The 21,691-nt window shown below is 62.5% G+C and carries 22 protein-coding genes; 14 read left to right on the top strand and 8 right to left on the bottom strand.

The window, feature by feature from the left end:
- The first annotated feature begins 9 nt into the window (after positions 1 to 9).
- Positions 10 to 1,545 (top strand): ABC transporter substrate-binding protein, encoded by a 1,536-nt coding sequence (locus tag ACSU1G_RS14740; RefSeq protein ID WP_439280710.1) that lies wholly within the window; start codon positions 10 to 12, stop codon positions 1,543 to 1,545.
- A gap of 160 nt (positions 1,546 to 1,705) precedes the next feature.
- Here the strand turns inward: ACSU1G_RS14740 and ACSU1G_RS14735 are convergent, their stop codons facing one another.
- Positions 1,706 to 2,464, bottom strand: coding sequence for an SDR family NAD(P)-dependent oxidoreductase (locus tag ACSU1G_RS14735; RefSeq protein ID WP_439280709.1), 759 nt, complete (start codon positions 2,462 to 2,464; stop codon positions 1,706 to 1,708).
- Between the two features lie 142 nt (positions 2,465 to 2,606).
- Between ACSU1G_RS14735 and ACSU1G_RS14730 the strand changes: the two genes are divergently transcribed.
- The 3 genes from ACSU1G_RS14730 to ACSU1G_RS14720 all read left to right on the top strand — a co-directional run bounded on the left by ACSU1G_RS14730 (position 2,607) and on the right by ACSU1G_RS14720 (position 5,572).
- A complete protein-coding gene (locus tag ACSU1G_RS14730; protein ID WP_439280708.1) occupies positions 2,607 to 3,281 on the top strand; it encodes an SDR family NAD(P)-dependent oxidoreductase in 675 nt (224 codons plus the stop codon).
- A 118-nt stretch (positions 3,282 to 3,399) separates the two neighbouring features.
- The gene (locus ACSU1G_RS14725; RefSeq protein ID WP_439280707.1) at positions 3,400 to 4,938 is read left to right on the top strand and encodes an ABC transporter substrate-binding protein; all 1,539 of its coding nucleotides are present in this window, start codon (positions 3,400 to 3,402) and stop codon (positions 4,936 to 4,938) included.
- A gap of 367 nt (positions 4,939 to 5,305) precedes the next feature.
- Positions 5,306 to 5,572, top strand: a complete 267-nt coding sequence (locus ACSU1G_RS14720) for a hypothetical protein (protein ID WP_439280706.1) — start codon at positions 5,306 to 5,308, stop codon at positions 5,570 to 5,572.
- Between the two features lie 46 nt (positions 5,573 to 5,618).
- Here the strand turns inward: ACSU1G_RS14720 and ACSU1G_RS14715 are convergent, their stop codons facing one another.
- On the bottom strand, positions 5,619 to 6,575 hold the full coding sequence (locus tag ACSU1G_RS14715; RefSeq protein WP_439280705.1) for an aldo/keto reductase: 957 nt from the start codon (positions 6,573 to 6,575) through the stop codon (positions 5,619 to 5,621).
- 167 nt (positions 6,576 to 6,742) lie between these two features.
- On the opposite strand from ACSU1G_RS14715, the gene ACSU1G_RS14710 reads away from it, so the two are divergent.
- On the top strand, positions 6,743 to 7,231 hold the full coding sequence (locus ACSU1G_RS14710; RefSeq protein ID WP_439280704.1) for a hypothetical protein: 489 nt from the start codon (positions 6,743 to 6,745) through the stop codon (positions 7,229 to 7,231).
- Here ACSU1G_RS14710 and ACSU1G_RS14705 read toward each other — a convergent pair.
- A complete protein-coding gene (locus tag ACSU1G_RS14705) occupies positions 7,228 to 8,394 on the bottom strand; it encodes an acyl-CoA dehydrogenase family protein (RefSeq protein ID WP_439280703.1) in 1,167 nt (388 codons plus the stop codon). The genes ACSU1G_RS14710 and ACSU1G_RS14705 overlap by 4 nt on opposite strands.
- 55 nt (positions 8,395 to 8,449) lie before the next feature.
- Positions 8,450 to 8,917 (bottom strand): MarR family winged helix-turn-helix transcriptional regulator, encoded by a 468-nt coding sequence (locus ACSU1G_RS14700; protein ID WP_439280702.1) that lies wholly within the window; start codon positions 8,915 to 8,917, stop codon positions 8,450 to 8,452.
- Positions 8,918 to 9,005: 88 nt separating this feature from the next.
- Between ACSU1G_RS14700 and ACSU1G_RS14695 the strand changes: the two genes are divergently transcribed.
- The 6 genes from ACSU1G_RS14695 (at position 9,006) to ACSU1G_RS14670 (ending at position 14,792) form a co-directional block, all read left to right on the top strand.
- The gene (locus ACSU1G_RS14695; RefSeq protein WP_439280701.1) at positions 9,006 to 9,929 is read left to right on the top strand and encodes an SDR family oxidoreductase; all 924 of its coding nucleotides are present in this window, start codon (positions 9,006 to 9,008) and stop codon (positions 9,927 to 9,929) included.
- Positions 9,930 to 9,942: 13 nt separating this feature from the next.
- Complete coding sequence (locus tag ACSU1G_RS14690) at positions 9,943 to 10,827, top strand: amidohydrolase family protein (protein WP_439280700.1); 885 nt, start codon at positions 9,943 to 9,945, stop codon at positions 10,825 to 10,827.
- Between the two features lie 37 nt (positions 10,828 to 10,864).
- Positions 10,865 to 11,317 carry a MaoC family dehydratase gene (locus tag ACSU1G_RS14685; protein WP_439280699.1) on the top strand — a complete coding sequence of 151 codons (453 nt, stop codon included), beginning with the start codon at positions 10,865 to 10,867 and terminating at the stop codon, positions 11,315 to 11,317.
- A 96-nt stretch (positions 11,318 to 11,413) separates the two neighbouring features.
- Positions 11,414 to 12,943 carry an o-succinylbenzoate--CoA ligase gene (gene menE / locus ACSU1G_RS14680; protein WP_439280698.1) on the top strand — a complete coding sequence of 510 codons (1,530 nt, stop codon included), beginning with the start codon at positions 11,414 to 11,416 and terminating at the stop codon, positions 12,941 to 12,943.
- A 265-nt stretch (positions 12,944 to 13,208) separates the two neighbouring features.
- Entirely contained in the window at positions 13,209 to 14,402 is a 1,194-nt protein-coding gene (locus tag ACSU1G_RS14675; RefSeq protein ID WP_439280697.1) for a hypothetical protein, read from the top strand.
- 15 nt (positions 14,403 to 14,417) lie between these two features.
- Positions 14,418 to 14,792 carry a hypothetical protein gene (locus ACSU1G_RS14670; RefSeq protein ID WP_439280696.1) on the top strand — a complete coding sequence of 125 codons (375 nt, stop codon included), beginning with the start codon at positions 14,418 to 14,420 and terminating at the stop codon, positions 14,790 to 14,792.
- A 35-nt stretch (positions 14,793 to 14,827) separates the two neighbouring features.
- On the opposite strand, the gene ACSU1G_RS14665 is transcribed toward ACSU1G_RS14670, so the two are convergent.
- Positions 14,828 to 17,002 (bottom strand): MMPL family transporter, encoded by a 2,175-nt coding sequence (locus ACSU1G_RS14665; RefSeq protein ID WP_439280695.1) that lies wholly within the window; start codon positions 17,000 to 17,002, stop codon positions 14,828 to 14,830.
- 68 nt (positions 17,003 to 17,070) lie between these two features.
- On the opposite strand from ACSU1G_RS14665, the gene ACSU1G_RS14660 reads away from it, so the two are divergent.
- Complete coding sequence (locus ACSU1G_RS14660) at positions 17,071 to 17,664, top strand: MarR family winged helix-turn-helix transcriptional regulator (RefSeq protein ID WP_439280694.1); 594 nt, start codon at positions 17,071 to 17,073, stop codon at positions 17,662 to 17,664.
- A gap of 7 nt (positions 17,665 to 17,671) precedes the next feature.
- Here the strand turns inward: ACSU1G_RS14660 and ACSU1G_RS14655 are convergent, their stop codons facing one another.
- Entirely contained in the window at positions 17,672 to 18,010 is a 339-nt protein-coding gene (locus ACSU1G_RS14655) for a histone-like nucleoid-structuring protein Lsr2 (RefSeq protein WP_439280693.1), read from the bottom strand.
- A gap of 71 nt (positions 18,011 to 18,081) precedes the next feature.
- Complete coding sequence (locus ACSU1G_RS14650) at positions 18,082 to 18,939, bottom strand: LuxR C-terminal-related transcriptional regulator (RefSeq protein WP_439280692.1); 858 nt, start codon at positions 18,937 to 18,939, stop codon at positions 18,082 to 18,084.
- A 109-nt stretch (positions 18,940 to 19,048) separates the two neighbouring features.
- Between ACSU1G_RS14650 and ACSU1G_RS14645 the strand changes: the two genes are divergently transcribed.
- Both ACSU1G_RS14645 and ACSU1G_RS14640 read left to right on the top strand, forming a co-directional pair.
- Positions 19,049 to 19,396 (top strand): DUF485 domain-containing protein, encoded by a 348-nt coding sequence (locus ACSU1G_RS14645; RefSeq protein WP_439280691.1) that lies wholly within the window; start codon positions 19,049 to 19,051, stop codon positions 19,394 to 19,396.
- On the top strand, positions 19,393 to 21,027 hold the full coding sequence (locus ACSU1G_RS14640) for a solute symporter family protein (protein ID WP_439280690.1): 1,635 nt from the start codon (positions 19,393 to 19,395) through the stop codon (positions 21,025 to 21,027). The genes ACSU1G_RS14645 and ACSU1G_RS14640 overlap by 4 nt, the downstream gene beginning before the upstream one ends.
- Positions 21,028 to 21,098: 71 nt before the next feature.
- On the opposite strand, the gene ACSU1G_RS14635 is transcribed toward ACSU1G_RS14640, so the two are convergent.
- A complete protein-coding gene (locus ACSU1G_RS14635) occupies positions 21,099 to 21,608 on the bottom strand; it encodes a methylated-DNA--[protein]-cysteine S-methyltransferase (RefSeq protein WP_439280689.1) in 510 nt (169 codons plus the stop codon).
- Between the last annotated feature and the right edge of the window lie 83 nt (positions 21,609 to 21,691).

The following is a 21,691-nucleotide window of genomic DNA, read 5'->3' as shown; positions in this document are numbered from 1 at the left end:
AGGGGTGTCATGAAGAACAGTCGACTAATGCGGCTAGGGGTGGCGGTCGCGATCTCCTCCCTGATGCTTGCAGGGTGCGCGGCCGGAGATAAGCCGCCAGTAGACGGCAAGTCCGAGGATTTGGATCTGGGTGCAACGGTCTCGATCGGCACTCGATTCCTGCAGAACTCGTGGGATCCGTCCAAGATGCCCGGGGCGACAATCGTGCCGATTTATGAACTGGTTTACGACACGCTCGTGAGGGTGACGCCTGATCTAGAGCTCGCCCCTGGGCTCGCGACGTCTTGGTCGACGCCGGACGGTGGCACGACCTGGAACTTCGAATTGCGTGAGGGGGTAGCGTTCAGCGATGGTTCGACATTCGACGCTGAAGACGTGAGAGCGACGCTCGAGTACTATTCGGGCGAGGCATCGAACTCACGACCCGACCTCGAGACGGTGAGCGAGGTCACAATCGTTGATGACACTCACCTTGAGATTCAACTGTCCGCGCCTCAGGTGGGCTTCCCTGCAACGCTGACTTCGCGGGCTGGTCTGATGCTGAGTTCCGATGTCGTTACGAGCGGCGAGTTTGATCAGCCGATCGGCACTGGCAAGTTCGTCGTCGAGCGAGATGCGCCCGGTGTGCAGTTGGACCTCGTCGCCAGTTCGACACATTGGAACGCGGATGCCGTGCGGATTGCGGGCGTGTCTCTGAGGTGGATAGAGGATCCAACCGCCATGGTGAACGCGATCCGTTCGGGTGAGATTGATATGGCGCTCATCGAGCCTGCACAGGCGGAATCCGTTAAGGGTGCTGGTATTCGTACTTACGAAATGTCGGGAACTGAGTTCGTCGGCATTGGAGTCAATCCCGACCTTGCGCCCGAACTTGCTGATCCGAGAGTACGTGCCGCGATGTCGATGGCCATCGACCGGGAAGGTCTCGTTGAGGGCATCTTCTTCGGGCGGGCATCCGTCGCGAATCAGTTCATCGCACCGCAACGATTCGGTTTTGATGCTGCGCTCCCAGACATCCCCTACGACCTGGACGCAGCGCGTGAGCTCATGGCGGAGGCCGGCTATGCCGACGGGTTTGCTTATACTTTCGGTGCCCAAGCAAATAACAAACAACTCGCTGAAGCAATTCAGGCGGACTGGGCATCGATCGGGATTGACGTAGACCTGGTCTTTCCCCAAGGCGCAAGCATCGCGGAGGCGACCTGGATCAAGCCGACGATTCCGATCGCAACGCAAAACCTCGTGCCAACTCTTGACCCGGCTCCGTTCCTCTTGCGTCACCTAAGTGTCGAGACAGTGCGAAATCCTGGCGGGATTGAGGTCGAGGGTCTGGAGGATCTCATCGTCACCAGTGAGGGCATCGAGGACACAGGTGCGCGACAGCAAGCTTTCGCAGAGATCGGTGCGTTGACGCAGGAAATCGTTCCCGCTTACATCCCAGTCCTCTGGCGCAACTTCACGGTGGCGTACAGCGACAAGATCATCGGTCTTGAGGAATGGCAGGGCGGGTTCCCGATCATTGACGGGATCGGTGTGCAGAAGTAGCAACCTCCCGAAACGTCAGTCACGCTGAGCCGTTTTGACCGCAGAAAGCGCTACGCGCCCCGTCGCCCATGTGGTGCGGGATGCGTAGCGCTTTCGGTTGAATTTGTCGGAAACGAGCTGATGTGTGTGCTGCCAGGCGACTGTGAAGGTCGCGGAGTGGTCACACTGCTGTGCGCCCACCGTCTACCAGAATCACTTGTCCACGCAGATGACGGGCACGGTCGGACAGGAGGAACGCCATCCAGTCTCCGATTTCCTCTGGTTGTGCGCGGCGCCCAGCGGGTGCACGCATCGGTGCGGTGACCATTGTTCCGGACCCAACAGCTGTCGCGCCGAAGCCGGTCTCAACGGAACCCGGGCAGATGCAGTTCGCGCGAACTCCTGCTGCGGAGAACCGCGCGGTCAGGTGCCGTACCAGCTGGGTGACGGCCGCCTTCGATGCGCCGTATGCCGGTGTCGAACTCGGATGCCCCGAGCGGAATGCGCCGAAAGATCCAGTAGTCGCGATTGCGCCGCCGCCGGCGGCGATCATCGGATCCAGGAAACGCTGAGCCGCCAGGAACTGCGACTCGAGGTTGATGGCGAAAACTTTGCGCCAATCCTCGAGACTCATCGTGCGAATGTCGCCTTCGCCGCCAATCCCAGCGTTCAGGCAGAGCCGAGTCACGGGCCCACGCCAGTTCTCTGCACTGGTCGCGATGCGGTCGATACCGTCGATTGTGGAGGCATCGCCGGCGGCCGAGAGAGCGGTTCCTCCGGCTGCGATGATCTGAGCTGCGACGGCGTCAGCGCGTTCGGCGGAGAGATCAGCAACGACGACCGCTGCCCCTTCTCGGCCCAGTCGCAGAGCCGTAGCTCGACCGATACCGCTGCCACCGCCTGTGACAACAGCGACTTTTCCGTTCAGTCCGAGCTCCATGACTTCTCCTTCGCAAGTTTGAATATGCATCATTATCGCATATGATCACAGGAATATTGATACATATTGCGCGCGATCAGTTCGGTGGCCACTGGGTGGCTCCAGCCTCGGGCGCGATGAACCTCAGGGGCAAGGTGGCTATATGGATCTCGGATTCGCGGATAAGACGGCGCTCGTACTTGGTGCCGGGTCGACGATTGGCGCGGCTGTCGCTGAGAGGCTTGTCGCTGAGGGTGCCGCGGTGACGATCGTAGACACGTGCGCTCGACCTCTCGACGATTTGGTAGCGCGCCTCAGTGGTGTCGGCGGCGTGGTGCAGTCGGTGTTGATCGAGCCTGGCTCCGAATATGAGTTGCCCGCGCAGGTGACGGAATGGCGGGGAGGTTTTCAGTTCGCATGGATCGGGGGCTTGCTCGGCGCCTCGTCGATCGTTGGTGCCGCGCGACTGATGGATATGACTGCCGATCACCTTGCGGCGCAGGGTGGCGGCAGTATCGTCGTCCAGTCCACCACTGCCGGGTCCTGGGATGTTCCGGAAGCGTCTGCTGCGTATGCAGCGATGGGTGCGGCGCTCATTCAACTTGCGCGCCAAGTCGGAGTGCGCCGGGCCGGAGACGGGGTGAGGGTGAACGCGATCTGCCCCGGAGGGATTCAGGATCCGGACGGGGCGAGTGTCATTGATGCCCCGCACGTGTCACTTGCTGAGCCCGCGCCAGCGTCGGACGTCGCGGAGGTTGCCGCATTCCTGCTCTCGCCGCTCTCCTCGTACACCACTGCCCAGGCGATCGTCATCGACGGTGGCGCTTCGATCATCTGAAGGGGTGGCAAATCGTTACCCATGTTGATCTTGACATCGGTCGCAACATGTATAACCTTTACCTAAGCGATCGGTAGGGTTCTGATTGCATGTTCTTCGAGTCTCACAAAGGAGTGAAATGCGTATCATCCAACGACGCCGCCGCGTGTCCGTGGCGGCAGCAGTGACATTGACCGCCGTCATACTGGCGGGGTGTGCCGGAGCTGACAAGGCTCCATCCGAGTCTGCAGAGATAGACCCTGACGCCACGATCTCAATCGGCGTCCGCTTCCTCCAGAACTCGTGGGATCCGTCCAAGATGCCTGGCGCCACGATTGTCCCGATCTATCAGTTCGTCTATGACAACCTAATCGGCCTCGACGCGGAGTTGAACCTTATTCCGGCTCTGGCGGAGGAGTGGACTTCGCCTGACGCGGGCACGACGTGGGACATCACTTTGCGTGAGGACGCCACGTTCAACGACGGCACAACCTTCGGTGCCGAGGACGTCAAAGCGACCCTTGACTATTACGCGGGTGAAGGCTCGAACACGAGGGCTGATCTCGCGGAGGTGGCATCTGTGGAGGTCGTCGACGACCTGCACGCGCGTATCGTGCTGTCGAGCCCGAACGTCGGGCTGCCTGAAGTCCTCGCCGGACGGGCAGGGATCATCTTGAGTTCCGAGACTGTGCAAAGTGGTGACTTCGCGGTGCCGGTCGGCACGGGCAAGTTCTTGGTTAAGAAGGATGTGGAAGGCGTCGAAGTCGACCTCGTGCCGAATCCGGACTACTGGAATCCGGAGGCTGTCAAGGTCGCAGGAGTGAAGCTGCGGTGGATCGAGGATCCTATTGCGATGGCGAATGCGATGCGCTCGAACGAGATTGACATGGCTATCATCGAGCCGTCTCAAGCTGACGCCGTGCAATCCGCGGGCATTCCGATGTACGACGCGCTCGGCTCCCAGCTGGTCGCCATCAGTCTCAACCCGGACCTTGCACCAGAGCTGAGTGACCCGCGCGTCCGTGAAGCGCTCAGCCTCGCGATCGATCGCAAGGGAATCGTCGAAGGCATCAACTTCGGACGTGGCCTCGTGGCAGACCAGCTTGTGGCCCCGAACCGCTTTGGATTTGACAAGGATCTCGACCCGATCTCGTTCGACATCGATGCTGCGAAAGACCTCCTCGCGGAGGCGGGATACCCCGACGGCTTCACCTACACGATGGCCGCGCAGGCGAACAATAAACAACTCGCCGAAGCCGTTCAGGCTAGCTGGGCCGAGATCGGCGTGGATGTTGAACTCACTTTCCCCGCAGGTAGCGGTGTCGCGGACGCGACATGGGTGAAGCCAACCATCCCTATCGCAACGCAAAACCTCGTGCCTGAGGTGGATCCTGCTCCGTTCCTGTGGCGTCACATCAGCACTGATACGATCCGCAACCCCGGCAAGGTAGATGTGCCCGGTGTGGAGGATCTGATCCGTAAGGCCAAGGTCACCGAAGATCCGCAGGCACGGGGTGAGGTCTTCCAGGAGATCGCGCAGCTGGTCCGCGAGACCCCTTCGGCGTACCTCCCGGTCATGTGGCGCAACTACACGATCGCATACAGCAAGGACCTCGTCGGGGTCCAGGAGTGGCAAGCCGGCTACCCGATCATCGATGGGATTGGTGTCGCGAAGTAGCGAGTGGGGAGTCTCAATGAGGGGGCGGGGAATGATGCGAATTCATTCTTCCGCCGCCTCGGGGCCTGTATAAGTACCATTGCTAGAGGCGTTCCCGACCGCATGCCCTGCGGTCGAGAACGCCTCGTTTGCCTGGCTACATCGACGTACGGGCACTTTGGTAGGAGTATTTCGCGGTGGTTGCCTCGTTGGGCGAAGCTTGCAAGGATCGCGCCGCGGCTTGTGAATGCAGTTATGAATCTGCCATACCTGAGCAACGTCGCTATTCTCATCCCGTTCGCCGAGGCTGGCATCCTGATCGTCGGGAAGCCAGCCATCGTGCACGGCCGTGCTCCGTCCAGATGCCGCGGACCTGCCAGGAGCGTGCATGCGGTCGCAGAATTGCTGGCAGAACATAAGCAGCTGCTGCGGCTTGGCGGGTAACTTCGGTGTGGAGCAGGGGCACTATGAGGTATCGATTGCGGTTGCCGAGCAGCAGCTCCTGCCGCACGTCAACGGCGCTGATGCGGATGCAGTGATCCTCGCCGATGGCTTCTCCTGCCACACCCAGCTCGACGATCTCACCGATCGAAACGGTATACATCTGGCGCAGCTGCTGGCTGGCGCCTTGCGTGCCGCGGGCGAGGCGTCCTGACCGTCGTCCCTGGGTACCAACCAACGTCCCGGCAGGTAGAACCGACTCAGGCGAACTGCTCCGAGGCGGCAGTCAGAGTGGCTGCCGCCTCTGCAGGTAACGGAGTGAGTTCGTCGAGTACCTGACGGAGCTGCGCCACGGACCGCACGCCGACGACCGGTGCCGTTACGCCGTCGCGATCGAGCATCCATGCGGTGGCAACAGCGGCGGAGCTCAGGCCGAGTTCGTTTGCCGTCGTGCGCAAAGCGTCGACGAACTCGAAAGCCTCGTCGCCGGTGAACATTGCGGTCATCTTTGATCGATCACTCGCTTCGATCTGCGCTGCAGAGGTGAACTTGCCAGTGAGGAGCCCGGATGCCAGCACGAAGTAGACGAAGCCGGCGAGGTCGAACTCCTGGATGAGCGGACGGTAGTTTTGTTCGAAGCCTTGTCGAGAGATCAGGTTGTAACGCTGCATGATCGCGACGGGGCGGCGTGCACCGATCGAGTCGGCGACCTTAATCCATTCGCGTGCACGTTCGGGGGAGTACGTCGACAGGCCGACCCCGCGGATCAGGCCGGCGTCGATGAGGGCGTCGAATGCGCCCACGGTCTCCTCGAGCGGAGTTTCGGGATCGTCCTTGTGCGCGTAGTACACGTCGATATAGTCAGTGCGCAGTCGATTCAGCGAATTCTCGACGCCGCGCCTGATCCCCGTGGCGGATAGGCGTCCAGTGCCAGGTCCTCCGCCCACCTTGGAAGCCAGGAGCGTACGTTCCCGCGCCGCGGGATTCGTTGCCAGCCATGCGCCGATCACGCCCTCCGAGGTCTTCAGCGCATCGGTGCCGGCCCCGGGAGCGGTGTAGACGTCCGCAGTGTCGAGCAGGATCGGAGCGCCGCTCCGAGCGAGGAGTTCATTGAGCACCGCGGCAGAATCGGAGGCGGATGCCGTCCAGCCGAACGCATTCGTTCCGAGGGCGATGCGCGGATCGAGGGAACGCAGTTGTGTCGCGAGGTCGTTCATCTTTGGCCATTCCTGTCTAGACGGATCAAGTCATCGTGCGAGGGATATGCAACTAATGTTGATCCTGCGGTTGCAATTCTATTACCTGATATGCCGCCGCCCTATTCCGGGTGGAGTGTCGCGACCGAATGGGCGGCACCGAAGCCTGCATTACATCAAGGAGAAGAATGGTCGCTTACGAGGCATCCATCGGTCGACCCCGCTCCACTGACGAGCTGAGGGCGCAAGCCGCGTGCACCGCGGTAATGCACGCGATCATCACCTGCACCGATGGCATCGATGGCCATAGCTCGCTCGACCGGATGAATTTGCTGACGGACGACACGAAGATGATCAGCGAGGGTGTCCGTCATCGGGAAGTGGTGCGCGAGGTGGCCGGCAAGGCTGCTGTCTTCGCGATGCTCGAGGCGAGAAATGAAAAGACGATGAGTCGGGGATACAAGCATCTGACAACGAACATCCGATTCGAACTTGTCGACGCGACGAACGCAACGATCGCGTCGACCCGCTCGATCTATGAGATGAGTGCCGTCGACCCGCTCAGGCTCTTCGCCATAGAGCAGGTCTCCCAGGAGTTCCGACTGGAAGACGGCAACTGGAAAGTCTGCTCTACCCGCGTCGCACGCATCGCTGGAGAAGTTGCGCTTTCGAGCTAGCGCGTCAGGCGCCGCCCGATGATCTCTTTCATAATCTCCGTGGTACCGCCGAAGATCGTCGCCACGCGGGAGTCCATGTAGTCGTGCGCCACGGCGTATTCGCGCATGTAGCCGTAGCCGCCGTGCAGCTGTAGGGCGCGCTGGATGACGCGCTGGTGCAGTTCTGTTGCCCACCACTTCGCCATCGCCGCGGTCACCTCGTCCAACTCGTGGCCGGATGCGTCGAGGATGCAGCGGTCGATGAACGTTTGCGTCACCTCGATCTCGGTGGCAAGCTCAGCCAGGTAGAAGCGGTTCGCCTGGAAGTCTGCGATGCGCTCGCCGAAGGCCTTGCGCTCGGTCGCGTAGGTCAACGCCTGGTCGAACGTCGCCCTCATCCGCGCCATGGATGTGACGGCAATGCTGAGACGCTCGACCGCGAGGTTCCGGCGCATGTGGGTGAAGCCCTCGCCCGCTGTGCCGAGGATGTTCGTGCGCGGAACGCGCACGTCGGCGAAAGACAGCTCGGCGGTGTCCTGCGCGGACAGGCCGATCTTCTTCAGCGGTCCGTTGCGAGTGAATCCCGGAGTATCAGCATCCATGATGAGCAACGTGATGCCCTTGCGGCCGGCTGCGGGATCGGTGCTGACGGCGACGATGAAGAAGTCCGCGAGCAACCCGTTCGATATGAAGGTCTTGGATCCGTTGACGATGAGGTCGTCACCATCCGCGATCGCTGTCGTCGTGATGGCTGCGAGGTCGGAGCCCGTGCCTGGCTCAGTCAAAGCGATGGCGCCGACCAGTTCTCCGGAGATCATCGGAGCCAGCCAGCGGGCGTTCTGCTCGGGTAAGCCGAAGGCGATGAAGTAGGGCGCCACGAGGTCGTTTTCGCCGTCGATCGACATGGAGACGTCTGTCGCGCCGGCGCGGGCGAACTCCTCGATGATGATCGCGTTGTATCGGAAGTCTTCGACGCCGCCGCCACCGAACTCCTCGGGTGCGGTGATGCCGATCAGGCCGGTCTCGGCAGCCTTGCGGAAGAAGCTGCGGTCTACACGACCTGCTTCACCCCACGCTTCGAGATTCGGGCTGACCTCGCGCTCGACGAAACGACGAACGACGCTTCGGAACTCGTCGTGCGACTCGTCGAAGATCGTGCGGGGAAGGGCGACGGACGTCATCATCTGCTCGATTCTGGAGGCGGGTTGACTGAGGCTGCGAGGCGAGTGTTCGGGTGGCTCAAGCGGATGGGAAGGCGAGCTGCCGGAGCACGCGGCTGAGCGTCTCCCGCTCGGCTACTGTGAGGGGCGCCAGCAGGTCCTCTTCGGCGCGGCGTGCGTCGACGCGCGCGCGGGCGTGAGCCTCTCGTCCCTTCGGTGTCGCCGTCAGCACGTTCGATCGACGGTCGCGGGGGTCCGGCACGCGCTCGACGTATCCACGGTCCTGGAGGTCGTCGATAAGACTGACCACCTGGCTGGGGTCAAGGCGCAGCAGCTCGGCGATCTCCTTCTGACTCGGCCGACCATCGTCGCAGGCGAGCGCCAGCACGCTGTACGAACGCACGCGGAGGCCGTGGCCGGCGAGCCGGGTGTTGGCGGTCGAAAGGGAGACGGCGTTCGCGCGGGCCATCAGGAAGCTGACGTCGCTCCCGATGCTGCCAGCCGCCAGCTGCTGCTGACGTGATGGGGTGTCGATGTCGGTGGTCACACGACCAGCATAGCGAATGAAGAAGTAGATAGTTGACTTTTCCTACTATTGTGTGGTCTTATCAATTTACGATCTTAAGGAGCACACCATGTCGCTGAACGGCAAAGTCGCCATTGTCACCGGTTCGGGCCGCGGCCTCGGCCTCGCCTACGCCCAGGAACTCGCGCGGCAGGGCGCATCCGTCGTGATCAACGACGTCGACGCGCAGACCGCCGCCGATGCGGTTGCCACCATCGAGGCCGACGGTGGCAAGGCAGTTGCCGTGGTCGCGCCGGTCGGTTCCACTGAGACGGCGAAGCAGCTCGTACAGACTGCGGTTGATTCCTTCGGGGGACTCGACATTCTTGTCACGAACGCGGGAGTTCTCCGCGACACCGTGCTCTGGAAGATGAGCGACGAGGACTTCGACCTGGTGATCAACGTGCACCTCCGCGGCACCTTCACCTGCGTCCGCGAGGCAGCGACCTACATGCGTGAGAACGGTGTCGCTGGCCGCATCATCACGATCGGGTCCCCGACTGGTCAGCGTGGCAACTTCGGTCAGACCAACTATGGCGCTGCCAAGGCTGGCATTGTCGGGATGGTCCGCACCTGGGCGCTTGAGCTCAAGAAGGCGGGCATCACTGCCAACGCAGTCATTCCGGTCGCCGCGACCGCGATGACCGCCACCGTGCCGTACTTCGCCGCTGCTGTTGAGGCAGATGCCAAGGGCGAGCCCATGCCCGAGTTCTTCCGCAAGGAGATCGGCTTCGGCAATGCGTCCGACGTCTCCGGCCTCATTGCATTCCTTGCGTCCGACGAAGCAGCCGCGATCACCGGTCAGGCGATCGGCGTCGGCGGCGATCGCCTGCAGGTCTGGAGCCACCCGGAGCCGGCCGTGACCGAGTACCGTGACGGCGGATGGACCTACGATGCGCTCGTCGAGCAGTCTGCTCTCCTCACCGGTAACGTGCAGTCGGTCGGCGAGAAGTTCCCGGCGCTGCCCGCCGAGCTTCAGCCCGCTCAGGCATGATTCGAGACTTGCGATGACACGCTACGAATCTGCGATCGACCTCGAGTCGATCATCGCGATCGACATGCACGTGCATGTCGAAGTCGACGGACACGGACACTCATCCTTGCCCGACGACCTCAACGAGGCCGCGACGAAGTACTTCTCCACCGATGCTGGTCGCCCCGATCTGGACTCCATCGCGGCGTACTACCGTGAGCGCAAGATGGCGGCGGTCGTGTTCTCGGTCGATGCTGAGACTCACCTGGAGCACCCGCCGATTTCCAGCGCGGAGATCGCGGAGGGCGCGGCGCGCAATAATGACGTCCTCATCCCCTTCGGCTCGGTCGACCCGAACCGTGCTGACGCCGTCGAGCGGGTCAACCGCCTGATCGGCGATCATGGCGTGCGCGGATTTAAGTTCCACCCGACGGTGCAGAACTTCGATCCGAGCGACGCCCGCTACCAGCCGATCTATGCAGCTCTGCAGGATGCCGGTGTTGTTGCGTTGTTCCACACCGGGCAGACCGGTATCGGCGCTGGCCTTCCTGGCGGTCGTGGCCTTCGGCTTGGGCTGTCGAACCCGATGCTGCTGGACGGTGTGGCTGCGGAGAACCCCGACCTGCAGATCATTATGGCGCACCCGTCTGTGCCGTGGCAGGACGAGGCGCTCTCGGTCGCCACGCACAAGCACAACACCTGGATCGACCTGTCTGGGTGGAGCCCGAAGTACTTCCCTGCCGAACTCGTCCGGTACGCGAACTCGCTCCTGAAGAAACGCATCCTGTTCGGGTCGGACTTCCCGCTCATCACCCCGGACCGATGGCTCAAGGATGTCGAGCAGACGGCACTCAAGCCCGAGGTGATGCCGGGAATCCTCAAAGGCAACGCGGCCCGTCTCCTCGGCCTCGACGCTTGAACGCTGACGTCATTCCCCTCTGAAAGGACTCACCACTATGACCACCACCGTCACTTACGCAGACCTCGCCACCCTCATCGGATCGGAGCTCGGCCCGTCCGAGTGGATCGATATCACTCAGGAACGGGTCAACACGTTCGCCGACGCGACCGATGACCACCAGTGGATCCACACCGACCCTGAGCGCGCGAAGGATGGTCCCTTCGGCGGTCCGATCGCGCACGGCTTCCTCAGCCTGTCGCTGCTCATCCCGCTGTGGGAATCACTGCTGGACGTCGAAGGCGTCACCACCAAGGTGAACTACGGCCTTGACAAGGTTCGTTTCGTGTCGCCGGTCCGGGTTGGCTCGCGCGTCCGCGCAACTGCCACGGTCGTCGAAGTCACCGAGGTAGCAGGTGGCGCCCAGCTCACGATCGACATCACGATCGACGCGGAAGGCAACAGCAAGCCTGCTGTCGTCGCCCGTAGCCTGCAGCGCTTCTACGCCTGACAGCCTCTCCGGGCCGGTGTCCTTCAGATACCGGCCCGGAGTTTCCACCATCCCGACGGTCGCGGACGACCGCTTGCCTCGACGGAGAGACATACGATGCATAATCACGGACTCGGCTCCTGGATGGCCACGCGCCGTCTGAAGACACCGGAGAAGATCGCACTCGTCTTCGACGACGGGAACGAACTCACCTACAGCGGCCTGGCAGCGCTGGCAGACCGCGTCGCGGCTGCCCTGAGCCGCCGCGGCATCAGAACGGGCGACCGTGTCGCCTATCTGGGAGAAAACTCCCCTGAGTTTCTCGCGGCCCTGTTCGGGGCTGTGCAGATCGGGGCGGTGTTCGTTCCAGTCAACACTCGCCTCGCGTCCCCTGAGATTCAGCACGTCGTCACTGATTCGAATGCGCGGGTGCTGATTCACGATCCTGAGTTCGGGGCGCGATTAGATGGCCTCTCACTAGGGATTGAATACTTACTGGACGCGAGCTCGATCGATGTGCCTGATGTATCCGTGGTCGAGGGATCACCAGAAGCCTCATCGGCGAGCAACTTTCCGGACTCGCCTGCCGCGCTCGACCGTCCTGCAGCCATCCTCTATACCTCGGGAACAACGGGCAAGCCCAAGGGTGCAGTACTCACGCATGGGAATCTCACCTGGGCGGCGCTGAACGCGATCATTGACTACGACATCGTCTCGACCGATGTGGCCCTGATGATCTCGCCGCTATTCCACGTGGCCTCCCTGGGGATGGGTGCCCTTCCGATCATTATCAAGGGCGGCACGTTGGTGCTCGAGAAGCGATTCGATCCCTCTCGTGCGCTCGCGCTCATCCAGAACTATGGCGTCTCCATGCTGTCGGGCGTGCCGACGACGTACCAGCTGCTTTGTGATCATCCCGATTGGGCGACCACGGATGTCTCGAGCATGCGGAAGTTGACCTGCGGCGGTTCCGCCGTCCCCTCACGCGTACTCAACGCCTATGAGGAACGTGGACTGTCGTTCTCACAGGGCTACGGGATGACCGAGACCGCTCCAGGAGCAACCTTGCTGGCGCCAGATCGCACGCGCGAGAAGCAGGGGAGCGTCGGGGTCCCACATTTCTTCACCGATGTGCGGATCGCGGGCGAAGATGGCCGTGAGGTACCGACCGGCACCGTCGGTGAGATTGAGGTCTCAGGACCCAACGTGTTCGCCGGCTACTACGGGCGCCCGGAGGAGACAGCGGAAGCATTCACCGCCGACGGATGGTTCCGCTCTGGAGATCTGGGCTACCTTGATGACGATGGCGTGCTCTACATCTCAGACCGACTCAAAGACATGATCATCTCCGGCGGCGAGAACATCTATCCCGCGGAGATTGAGAACCTCATCAACGACCTCGACGGCGTCACCGGCGTGGCCGTCATCGGAATTCCCGACGACCGGTGGGGTGAAGTGCCCTGGGCGGTGCTTACGGTTCGGGACGGCATCACGATCGACACGGATCAAGTGCGTGCCCATCTCGATGGACGACTGGCGCGTTACAAAGTGCCAGCAAAGACGGTGATCGTCGACGAGCTACCGAGAACAGCGAGCGGCAAGATCAGGAAGGCTGACCTGCGGACTCGCTTCGCACCGACTGCCTGAGGCACACGATGCTCCACAGCTGAGCGCCGTCTGACTGCCCACATTTTGCCCACACTTTTTACGGAACAGGTCCGGAAGGCGTGTTTTTCGATCAGTGCCGATCAGTCGGAATCCGCGTAATTCCGGGCCTGGAGGGCCTGATCGCGATCAGTCCGGAACCGATCTTCAAATTCGACTCCCTCCAGGGGCACTTTATTCGGGACAGCTGCAACAGGCGGTGTGTGACCGCCTTGAGACGAATTCCCTCGGTGGGACACTACGGAGTATGGGCAACTTCCGGCATCGGTGGCACATCGCCGCAGGCATCGTTATTCTGAGCATTGCGCTCGGCGGCTGCACGGGCGAGAGTTCGACACCCACCGCCGACTCCACGACGGACCCCGCCACCGAATCCACAACCCCGGCACTGACGGGGTGGAACCGCGGTGAGGACTTTCCGCTGGATGCACGCGGCGTGGCGGTCGCGGCCTGGACGGGCTCTGAGATTCTTGTTGTGGGCGGTGAGACCGGACCGCCGTGCCCGCCCAACGCTGATTGCCTCGCGACGGGGCTGATGCGCGATGGTGCGGCATTTGACCCTGCTCTCGGCACGTGGCGAAAGATCGCGGATGCGCCCATCGACATTTCACCAGGCGCATCCGCCGCCTTTACAGAGGGGCAACTGTTCATCAAAGTGATGAACGCCGACGAGGATGCCCTGATCTCCTACGACCTGGATGCCGACGAGTGGGAGCGTTGGGACATTCCGGAGATGCCGTGGGGGAGCCTGGTCCCAGACGGCGACCGCATCCTCTTCATGACCGGATCTCACGAGTCGGGCGTTGTCGCTGATCTCGTCTTGGACATCACCACCGGAGTGTGGTCGGAACTCCCCGCAGATCCACTGGGTCCGGCGATTGAACGAGTCCTCACTCCGACGCCGGCCGGACTTGTCCTGACCGGGAGGGAGCTCGTCGAGAGCCCAGGGTCAGACGACCCATCGATCACGCTCGCCGCGCTCTACGACTCAGGCTCCGGAGAATGGGTTCGGCTTCCGGACACCGGGCAGATCTTCAGCTGGCAATGGGCGTGGAGCGGAACCAGACTGGTCGCGCCGGAACTCGGCGGCGCCGATGGTGGTGCAAACGGAAACTGGGGGCGCACTTATCCATTCGGTGGAACGATCACACTCCCCGAAGGTGAATGGGCTCCGCTCGCTGCCGCACCAGAGCCACTGGGCGATGCGTGGATCTACGCGGCGCTCGGTGGCGGTCGTTTCACCGTCGGATCGGGGTATGTGTACGACGATGAGCTGTCTCATTGGACGGCGCTGGAGCGTCCGTCCGGAGCCCCACTCGAGGCGGGCTTTGCGATCTGGGCCGACAATTCACTCATCGTGCTGGGCGGAACTGACTGGACGGCGATGGAAGGCATTCGCAGTGTGCAGACGTGGGTCTACACGCCACCGCTTGTCTCCTAAACTAAACCTGTGCAAATGATCGACACTCTCGCCGTGGTGGGCGAGGTGCTGTCGTGGATCGGGCTCGGCATCGGCATCCCGCTGCTCGTGATCGCCGGAATGATCGCGCTCGCCGAAGGACGCTGGGAAAGCGTCGACATGGCCGTGATCGATCGCGGTGGCGTCACGAGCGCGCGCTGGTTCGCCGGCGGGGAATTTCACGAACGTCCGCTCACCTCGCGCGAGCACGTGGAGGACGACTGGCATCGAGGATTCGTGAGCGTGCGGAACTCGAGCCATGCGCGGACGCATCCGCCGATGCTGCGGCGTTTCTTCCTGACGCTGGGAACGGTCTTCACCGCCATCGGCGCGATCGGACTCATTGTCTCGTTCATCCCCGTCTTCGTCTGACGCGCCTTCGTCTGACGCGCCTTCGTCTCTCAGCGCTATTTCTTTCCGCGACTGAGTTTCGACGGCCACCAGATCGAGCGCCCGATGTCGTACGACAGTGCGGGAACCAGCAGTGACCGCACGATGAACGTATCCAGCAGCACGCCGAAGGCGACGATGAACGCCAATTGCACCAGGAACAGAATCGGAATCACCGACAGAGCCGCGAACGTCGCTGCCAACACGAGACCAGCGGAGGTGATCACGCCGCCGGTGACCGACAGCCCACGCAGGATGCCTTCGCGCGTGCCGTGCTTGATCGATTCCTCACGCACACGCGTCATCAGGAAGATGTTGTAGTCAATCCCCAGGGCGACGAGGAACACGAAGCCGTAGAGCGGCACCGCTGGATCGGCCCCGGGGAAGTCGAAGATCCCGTTGAACACCCACGCGGCAACACCCATCGCGGTACCGAACGACAGCACAGTGGTGAGGATCAGCAGCACCGGTGCCAGGATCGAACGCAGCAACAACATCAGAATGGCCAGGATCACGACCAGGATCAGCGGGATGATCAGATTTCGGTCGTGGATCGACGTGTCATTCGTGTCGATTGAGGTCGCCGTCACGCCGCCGACGAGCGCATCGTGTTCGGAGAGCTCGGTGCGGAGGTCTCGGACGGTGGATGCCGCGGCATCCGAATCCGCTGCGTCGCTCAGCGTCGCCTGCAGCATCACGTCACCGTCGACGACGGTCGGATCGGGAGCGGGCGTTCCGGGGGGACCGAACGCGGTGATGCCATCCTCGGTGACGCTGGCTGTGCCGCTGGGGGAGTCCGACGCATTCACAGAGACCGACTCGACGCCATCGTGCGCCAGCAGCAGATCCGCGACCTCCTGCAGCGAATCCTCGGCGACGATCACGTAGGCGGGGCTCCCGGAGCCGCCGGGGAAGTGTTCGCCCAGAGCGACCTGGCCATCGCGGGCTTCCGATGCCCCCAGCACCAGTTCTGACTGCGGTATCCCCGAAGCGTTGAGCTGAGTGAATCCGGTCGCCCCAGCGACGAGGACGAGCGTCGTCACGATCCAGATCAGGCGTGGGCGCTTCTGGATGCCGCGGGCGAGAGCCGCCCACAGGCCCTTGGTGGCGACGCCTGTCTCCGCTGCCACGACTTCGGGTTCGAACGCCGGGCGACGTGGCCAGAACACTGCTCGTCCGAACGTGAACAGCAGTGCGGGCAGGAGCGTGAGAGCGGAAAGCATCGCGAACACGATGCCGATGGCAGCGACAGGTCCGAGCGTGCTGTTGGACTTCAGATCGCTCAGCAGTAGGCACAGGAGCCCCGCGATCACGGTGCCGCCGGACGCGGCGATCGGCTCAAGCGATCCCTTCCACGCAGCCATGGTCGCCGCGCCCTTGTCCTTCGTATGGCGCAGTTCCTCACGGAATCTCGCGACAAAGAGCAGCGAGTAGTCGGTGGCTGCGCCGATAACGAGGATGAACAGGATGCCCTGCGTCTGGCCACTCAGCAGCAGGATCTCCCACTTCGCAAGCCACCACACCACTAGCAGCGCCACGCATAGACCGAACAGGCTGGTGGAGAGAACGACGATCGGCAGCAGCGCGGAGCGATAGACGAGCACCAGGATCAGGAATACCGCAAGCAGAGCGACGCCCAGCAGCAGTCCGTCAATGCCCGCGAAGCCGGCAACGAGGTCTGCGGAGAAGCCTGCGGGCCCGGTGATGTACACCGCCACGTCATCCGGCGTCGCCGCACGCAGTTCGTCGCCCAGCGCCGATACCGCGTCGCCGAGCTCGGCGTCACTGGAGATCGGGATGAACGCCTGCACGGCCTTGCCATCCTCGGAGGGGATGCCGGGGGAGACCTCGTTCGCCACACCCTCGACGTCCGGCGCGCCGGCGATGGCATCGTCGATGGCGGCGAGCTGTGCGTCAGAGAGTTCACCGTCGCCGACGAACACCGCGATTGCGGGGATTGCATCGGAGTCGTTGAACTCGCCGAGAAGCGCTTGCACCTGGGTGGCGTCGGCACTCGAAGGCAGGTAGCTGGTCTGGTCATTCGAGGAGACCTCGCCGACCTTTCCGAACAGTGGGCCGCCGAGGCCGGCGCCGACAAGCCAGACGAGGATCAGTGCGGCAGGGATAAGCACCCGCGCCAGTGAGCGGCGGCGCACGCGAATGCGCCGGGGGGAAGCGGTGTCGTTGATCATTTCTTTCCTTTGCTAGCCAGGCAAGAAAAGAACCTAACATGAAACATTGAACACGCTAGCATCGGGACATGCCCGCAGTCCCTCCTGAACCCACCGAGTCGAGCGCTTTCGCGTTCGGCTCGGCGATCTACGACGTCGATGTCAGCGACCCGCGCGGAGAGCTCATCGATCGCGCGGGAATGTCCGAAGATGATATCCGTCAGATCAGCGGACTGATGCGGGCGCTGGGTGGACTCCGCGACGCTGAGCAGAAGCTGTCAGAGGCGTCGCTTCGCTACATGAAGCTCAACCAGACCGATATGCGTGCGTTGCACTTCCTGATCGCCTGCGAGAACGGTGGGGTCGTCGCGACTCCGGGGGCGATTGCTACGCACCTCGGCATCTCGACCGCATCCACCACCAAACTGCTTGATCGCCTCGAGCGAGGCGAACACATCACTCGTTCGCCGCACCCCTCTGATCGCCGTGCCTTGGCGATCGCGATCACGCCGGAGACTCGGAAATCGGCAGTTGAGACGGTGGGGCGTCAGCATGCTCGTAGATTCACTGCGGCGGCGCGGCTATCGAACGCAGACCGTGAGATCGTCACACGATTCCTCACCGACATGACAACGGAGATTGCCCTCGATGATGAATCGTGGGCAATCTCCGCTGAAGATTGATGTGCGGTTAGTGCGCGGCGCGATACGCCTCGACGACGGCCTGGGGAATACGGCCGCGCTCGGAAACGGAGTGACCGTGAGCATTCGCCCATTCGCGGATCACAGCGGTCTCCGGAGAAGCAGCTGTGCGCTTGCGGCCTGTGCCGCGTGAAGTGGGCGCCGACGCACGCCGTGCCGCCGAAATGTACGGTTCCAACGCCTCTCGCAATGCATCCGCGTTCTCGGAAGTCAGATCGATCTCATAAGCGGTGCTATTGAGGGAGAACAGAACGGTCTCACCCTCACCGATTCCGAGGATCGTTCCATCAATGTCGTCAACCAACTGGTGCACTATACGTCGAGCCATTTCGCCAGCTTACGCAGGAAAGAATGTCGGCGACAATGAATCAGTCGTTAATCGAGAATGATTCCTGACATTCACGGGAGAAGACCGGCTCGGCGTGCCCGTGCCACGGCAGCATGTCTCGTGGAAGCATCCAACTTCGACATCGCCGTGCCGAGATAGGCCTTCACCGTTCCTTCGCGCAGTCCGAGCTGGGACGCGACCTCGGCATTCGTGCAGCCGAGCGCGGCGCACGCGAGCACATCAGTCTCACGTGGAGACAGATGCACCGTGGGAATTGAACCTGTCGTGGCGGGTGCTTCATCGCCAGCGACCGCGAGCAGGCGCTGCTCGAGACGGGCGAGCCTTTCACGCAGCAGGGGGTCGCTCACGCTTCCCGCCAGGCCGCGCAACTCGGCAAAGCTCTCACGCAGTTCTTCGCGATGCAAGGCGGTGAAGGTCGGACTACGCGGCGCCAATGAGCGCAGGCGTCGATCGACTTCGTCGCGGACCCGCAGCTCGGATGCCACAGAATCGGCGACCGCCATCGCCGGCGCTGTTGTGACGCCGCCGATGGGTGCTTCGCTCCATGCTCCGGCATAGAGAACGCCGCGCGAGCGCCCATTTACGATGATCGGCAGCGCCAGCAGAGTGCGCAGACCTTCGCCGAGCACGAAACCGTCGTAGTCGTGGGTGATGTGCTGTGAGGAGCCGTAATCACTGGTCATGCGGGGCCGCAGCTCCATCATCGCGCGGCCGCCCAAGCCGCGCTCGGAACGAACCTTGAGGCCCTCGAGGCTGTGGGTGCGGGTGCCGACGATGCTGGTGACCGAGACGACACCGTCCTCGATCAGGCCGCCGAAGGCGACGGGGAAGCGGGTGCGTTGAGCCAGCTCGCGCACTGCTTGAGCGACGAGGTCGGTCTCTGGATCCAGGGTGATGCTGGTGTGCATCAAATACCTACTTTCGGGGGTGACGGCGCAGTTCCCCGTTTCGTAGCGTCGACCCTACCACTCGCAGGGCACCGCCGTGCGAGCTCCCTACATGCGGCAAGGAGGCCTCATGACAGACCGAATCGATACGGAACCGGTAGATGGAATTGACTACATCGCCGTTCAGCAGTCACCAAGATTTCAAACACTGAAGAGAACGCAACGGTCATTCATCTTTCCGTTGGCGGTGCTCTTTCTGGTCTGGTACTTCGCATACGTGCTGTTGGGGGCATATGCGACGGAATTCATGGGCCAGCGAGTGTGGGGGGATATTACCGTCGGGCTGCTGCTCGGGCTCGCTCAGTTCGTCACGACTTTCGCTATAACGATGGGATACGTCTCCTTCGCCAACCGAAAGCTCGATCCGAAAGCGCAAGAAATTCGTGAAGAGCTGGAGAAGGTGGAGGCGCAGGCATGAACATCGTCCATTTGGCGGCTGCGCCCGCGGGTGAGAACAATCCCGTCCTCAATATCTCCATCTTCGCCGCATTCGTCGCGGTGACTCTCTTCATCGTCATTCGTGCCAGCAAAAACAACAAGACGGCGGCCGACTATTACGCGGCAGGGCGTTCTTTCACCGGTCCTCAGAACGGCTTCGCCATCGCCGGAGACTACCTGTCTGCCGCATCCTTCCTTGGCATCTGCGGCGCGATCGCCGTGAATGGGTATGACGGATTCCTTTACTCCATCGGATTCCTCGTGGCTTGGCTGGTGGCGTTGCTGCTTGTCGCCGAGATGATGCGCAACACCGGCAAGTTCACGATGGCTGATGTGCTCTCGTTCCGCCTCAAGCAGCGCCCCGTGCGAATGGCCGCCGCGATCACAACGCTCGTGGTGTGCTTCTTCTACCTGCTCGCCCAGATGGCCGGGGCCGGTGGTCTGGTCTCGCTGCTGATGGGCATCGACGGCAAGGTCGGTCAGTCGATCGTCATCGCCGTCGTCGGTGTGCTGATGATTGTCTACGTCCTCATCGGCGGCATGAAGGGCACCACCTGGGTGCAGATCGTGAAGGCAGTGCTGCTCATCGCAGGAGCCCTGGCGATGACCATCTGGGTGCTCGCCCTGCACGGATTCAGCCTGAACACGCTGCTCGAAACGGCGGTCGCGAACTCGCCGAACGGCGATGCGATCCTGGCGCCGGGGCTTCAATACGGCGCCAATCCCTTGGACTTCATCTCGCTGGGCCTTGCCCTGGTGCTCGGAACCGCAGGGCTCCCGCACGTGCTGATGCGGTTCTACACGGTACCGACCGCAAAGGAAGCACGTCGCTCCGTCGTCTGGGCGATCTGGCTCATCGGTGGGTTCTACCTGCTGACACTGGTGCTCGGATACGGTGCCGGCGCGCTGGTCGGTGCTGATGTGATCAAGGCCGCCCCGGGAGGTGTGAACTCCGCCGCACCGCTGCTTGCGCAGTATCTCGGCGGTCCGCTCCTGCTCGGTTTCATCTCCGCAGTCGCGTTCGCGACGATCCTCGCGGTCGTGGCAGGGCTCACCATTACGGCGGCTGCGTCGTTCGCGCATGACATCTACGCGAACGTCATCCAGAAGGGCCGCAAGAAGGCGGATGGATCGCCGGTCGACGCCGACCCGAACGCGGAGGTGAAGGTCGCTCGTCGCACGGTGATCGTCATCGGCATCCTCGCGATTGTCGGTGGTATCGGCGCACAGGGGCAGAACATCGCCTTCCTCGTCGCGCTCGCCTTTGCTGTTGCGGCATCCGCGAATCTGCCGACGATCCTCTACTCGCTGTTCTGGCGACGTTTCAACACTCGTGGCGCGGTGTGGAGCATGTACGGCGGTCTGGCATCTGCCATCCTGCTCATCGTCCTCTCGCCGGTGTTCTCCGGTTCGGAGACCTCGATGATTCCCTCCATCGACATCTCTATCTGGCCACTCAATAACCCCGGCATCGTTTCGATCCCGCTCGGGTTCTTCCTTGGCTGGCTCGGAACGGTGACGAGTCGCACGATCGAATCTCCTCAGCTTGCTGCGGAGATGGAAGTGCGGTCGCTGACTGGCTTCGGCGCAGAGAAGGCGGTGGAGCACTAGCCGCCTGCGTCAACAGAATCAGTGATCGACCAGGAACCCCCGACGGCCCACACGTCGGGGGTTCCTGACGTCTAACGCTCCAGATCGAGCAAGAAGCGCTTGTACTCCGGATGCGCGCCGTACTGACCTGGGCTGCCGTCGGAGCGCACGACACGGTGCACCGGCACGATGATCGAGAAGGGCGTCAGCCGACACGCAGTGCCGACTGCGCGGGCAGCGCCGGGGCTGCCCGCGCGAGCTGCAACTTCGCCGTAGCTCATGGTCTCGCCCCATTCGATCGTGCTGATCATCTGAAGCGCCGTGCGGTGGAAACCTTCGACCAGGCGCCAGTCGAGACGCACGTGCTCGTGAAAACGTACCGGGGTGCCGGCGAAGTGATCGTCGAGCAAATGTGCAAGCTCATCGGCGGCCCCGGGGTCGGGTGCTGGCACATCGTGCAGACGTGCGGAGACGTTCTCGAGCAGCCATGGCACCGAGGGGTCTGCCGACTCGGAAAGGTCGAAACGCACGATCCCCTCGTCCGAGAACACCACCAGCGCATCACCGAACGGAGTGGGTGCGAAGTCGTAGCGGAATGTCATGACCCCATCCTGACGTGTGGCGCCGACTTCATGACGCCTTGATCACACGGGTGGGGGAGAACCAGGCGAAGGTGCGCAGGTGT

Source organism: Microbacterium sp. A93 (assembly GCF_051842835.1).
The sequence above is the reverse complement of the archived record's forward strand: the minus strand, read 5'-3'. Positions and strand labels throughout refer to the sequence as shown.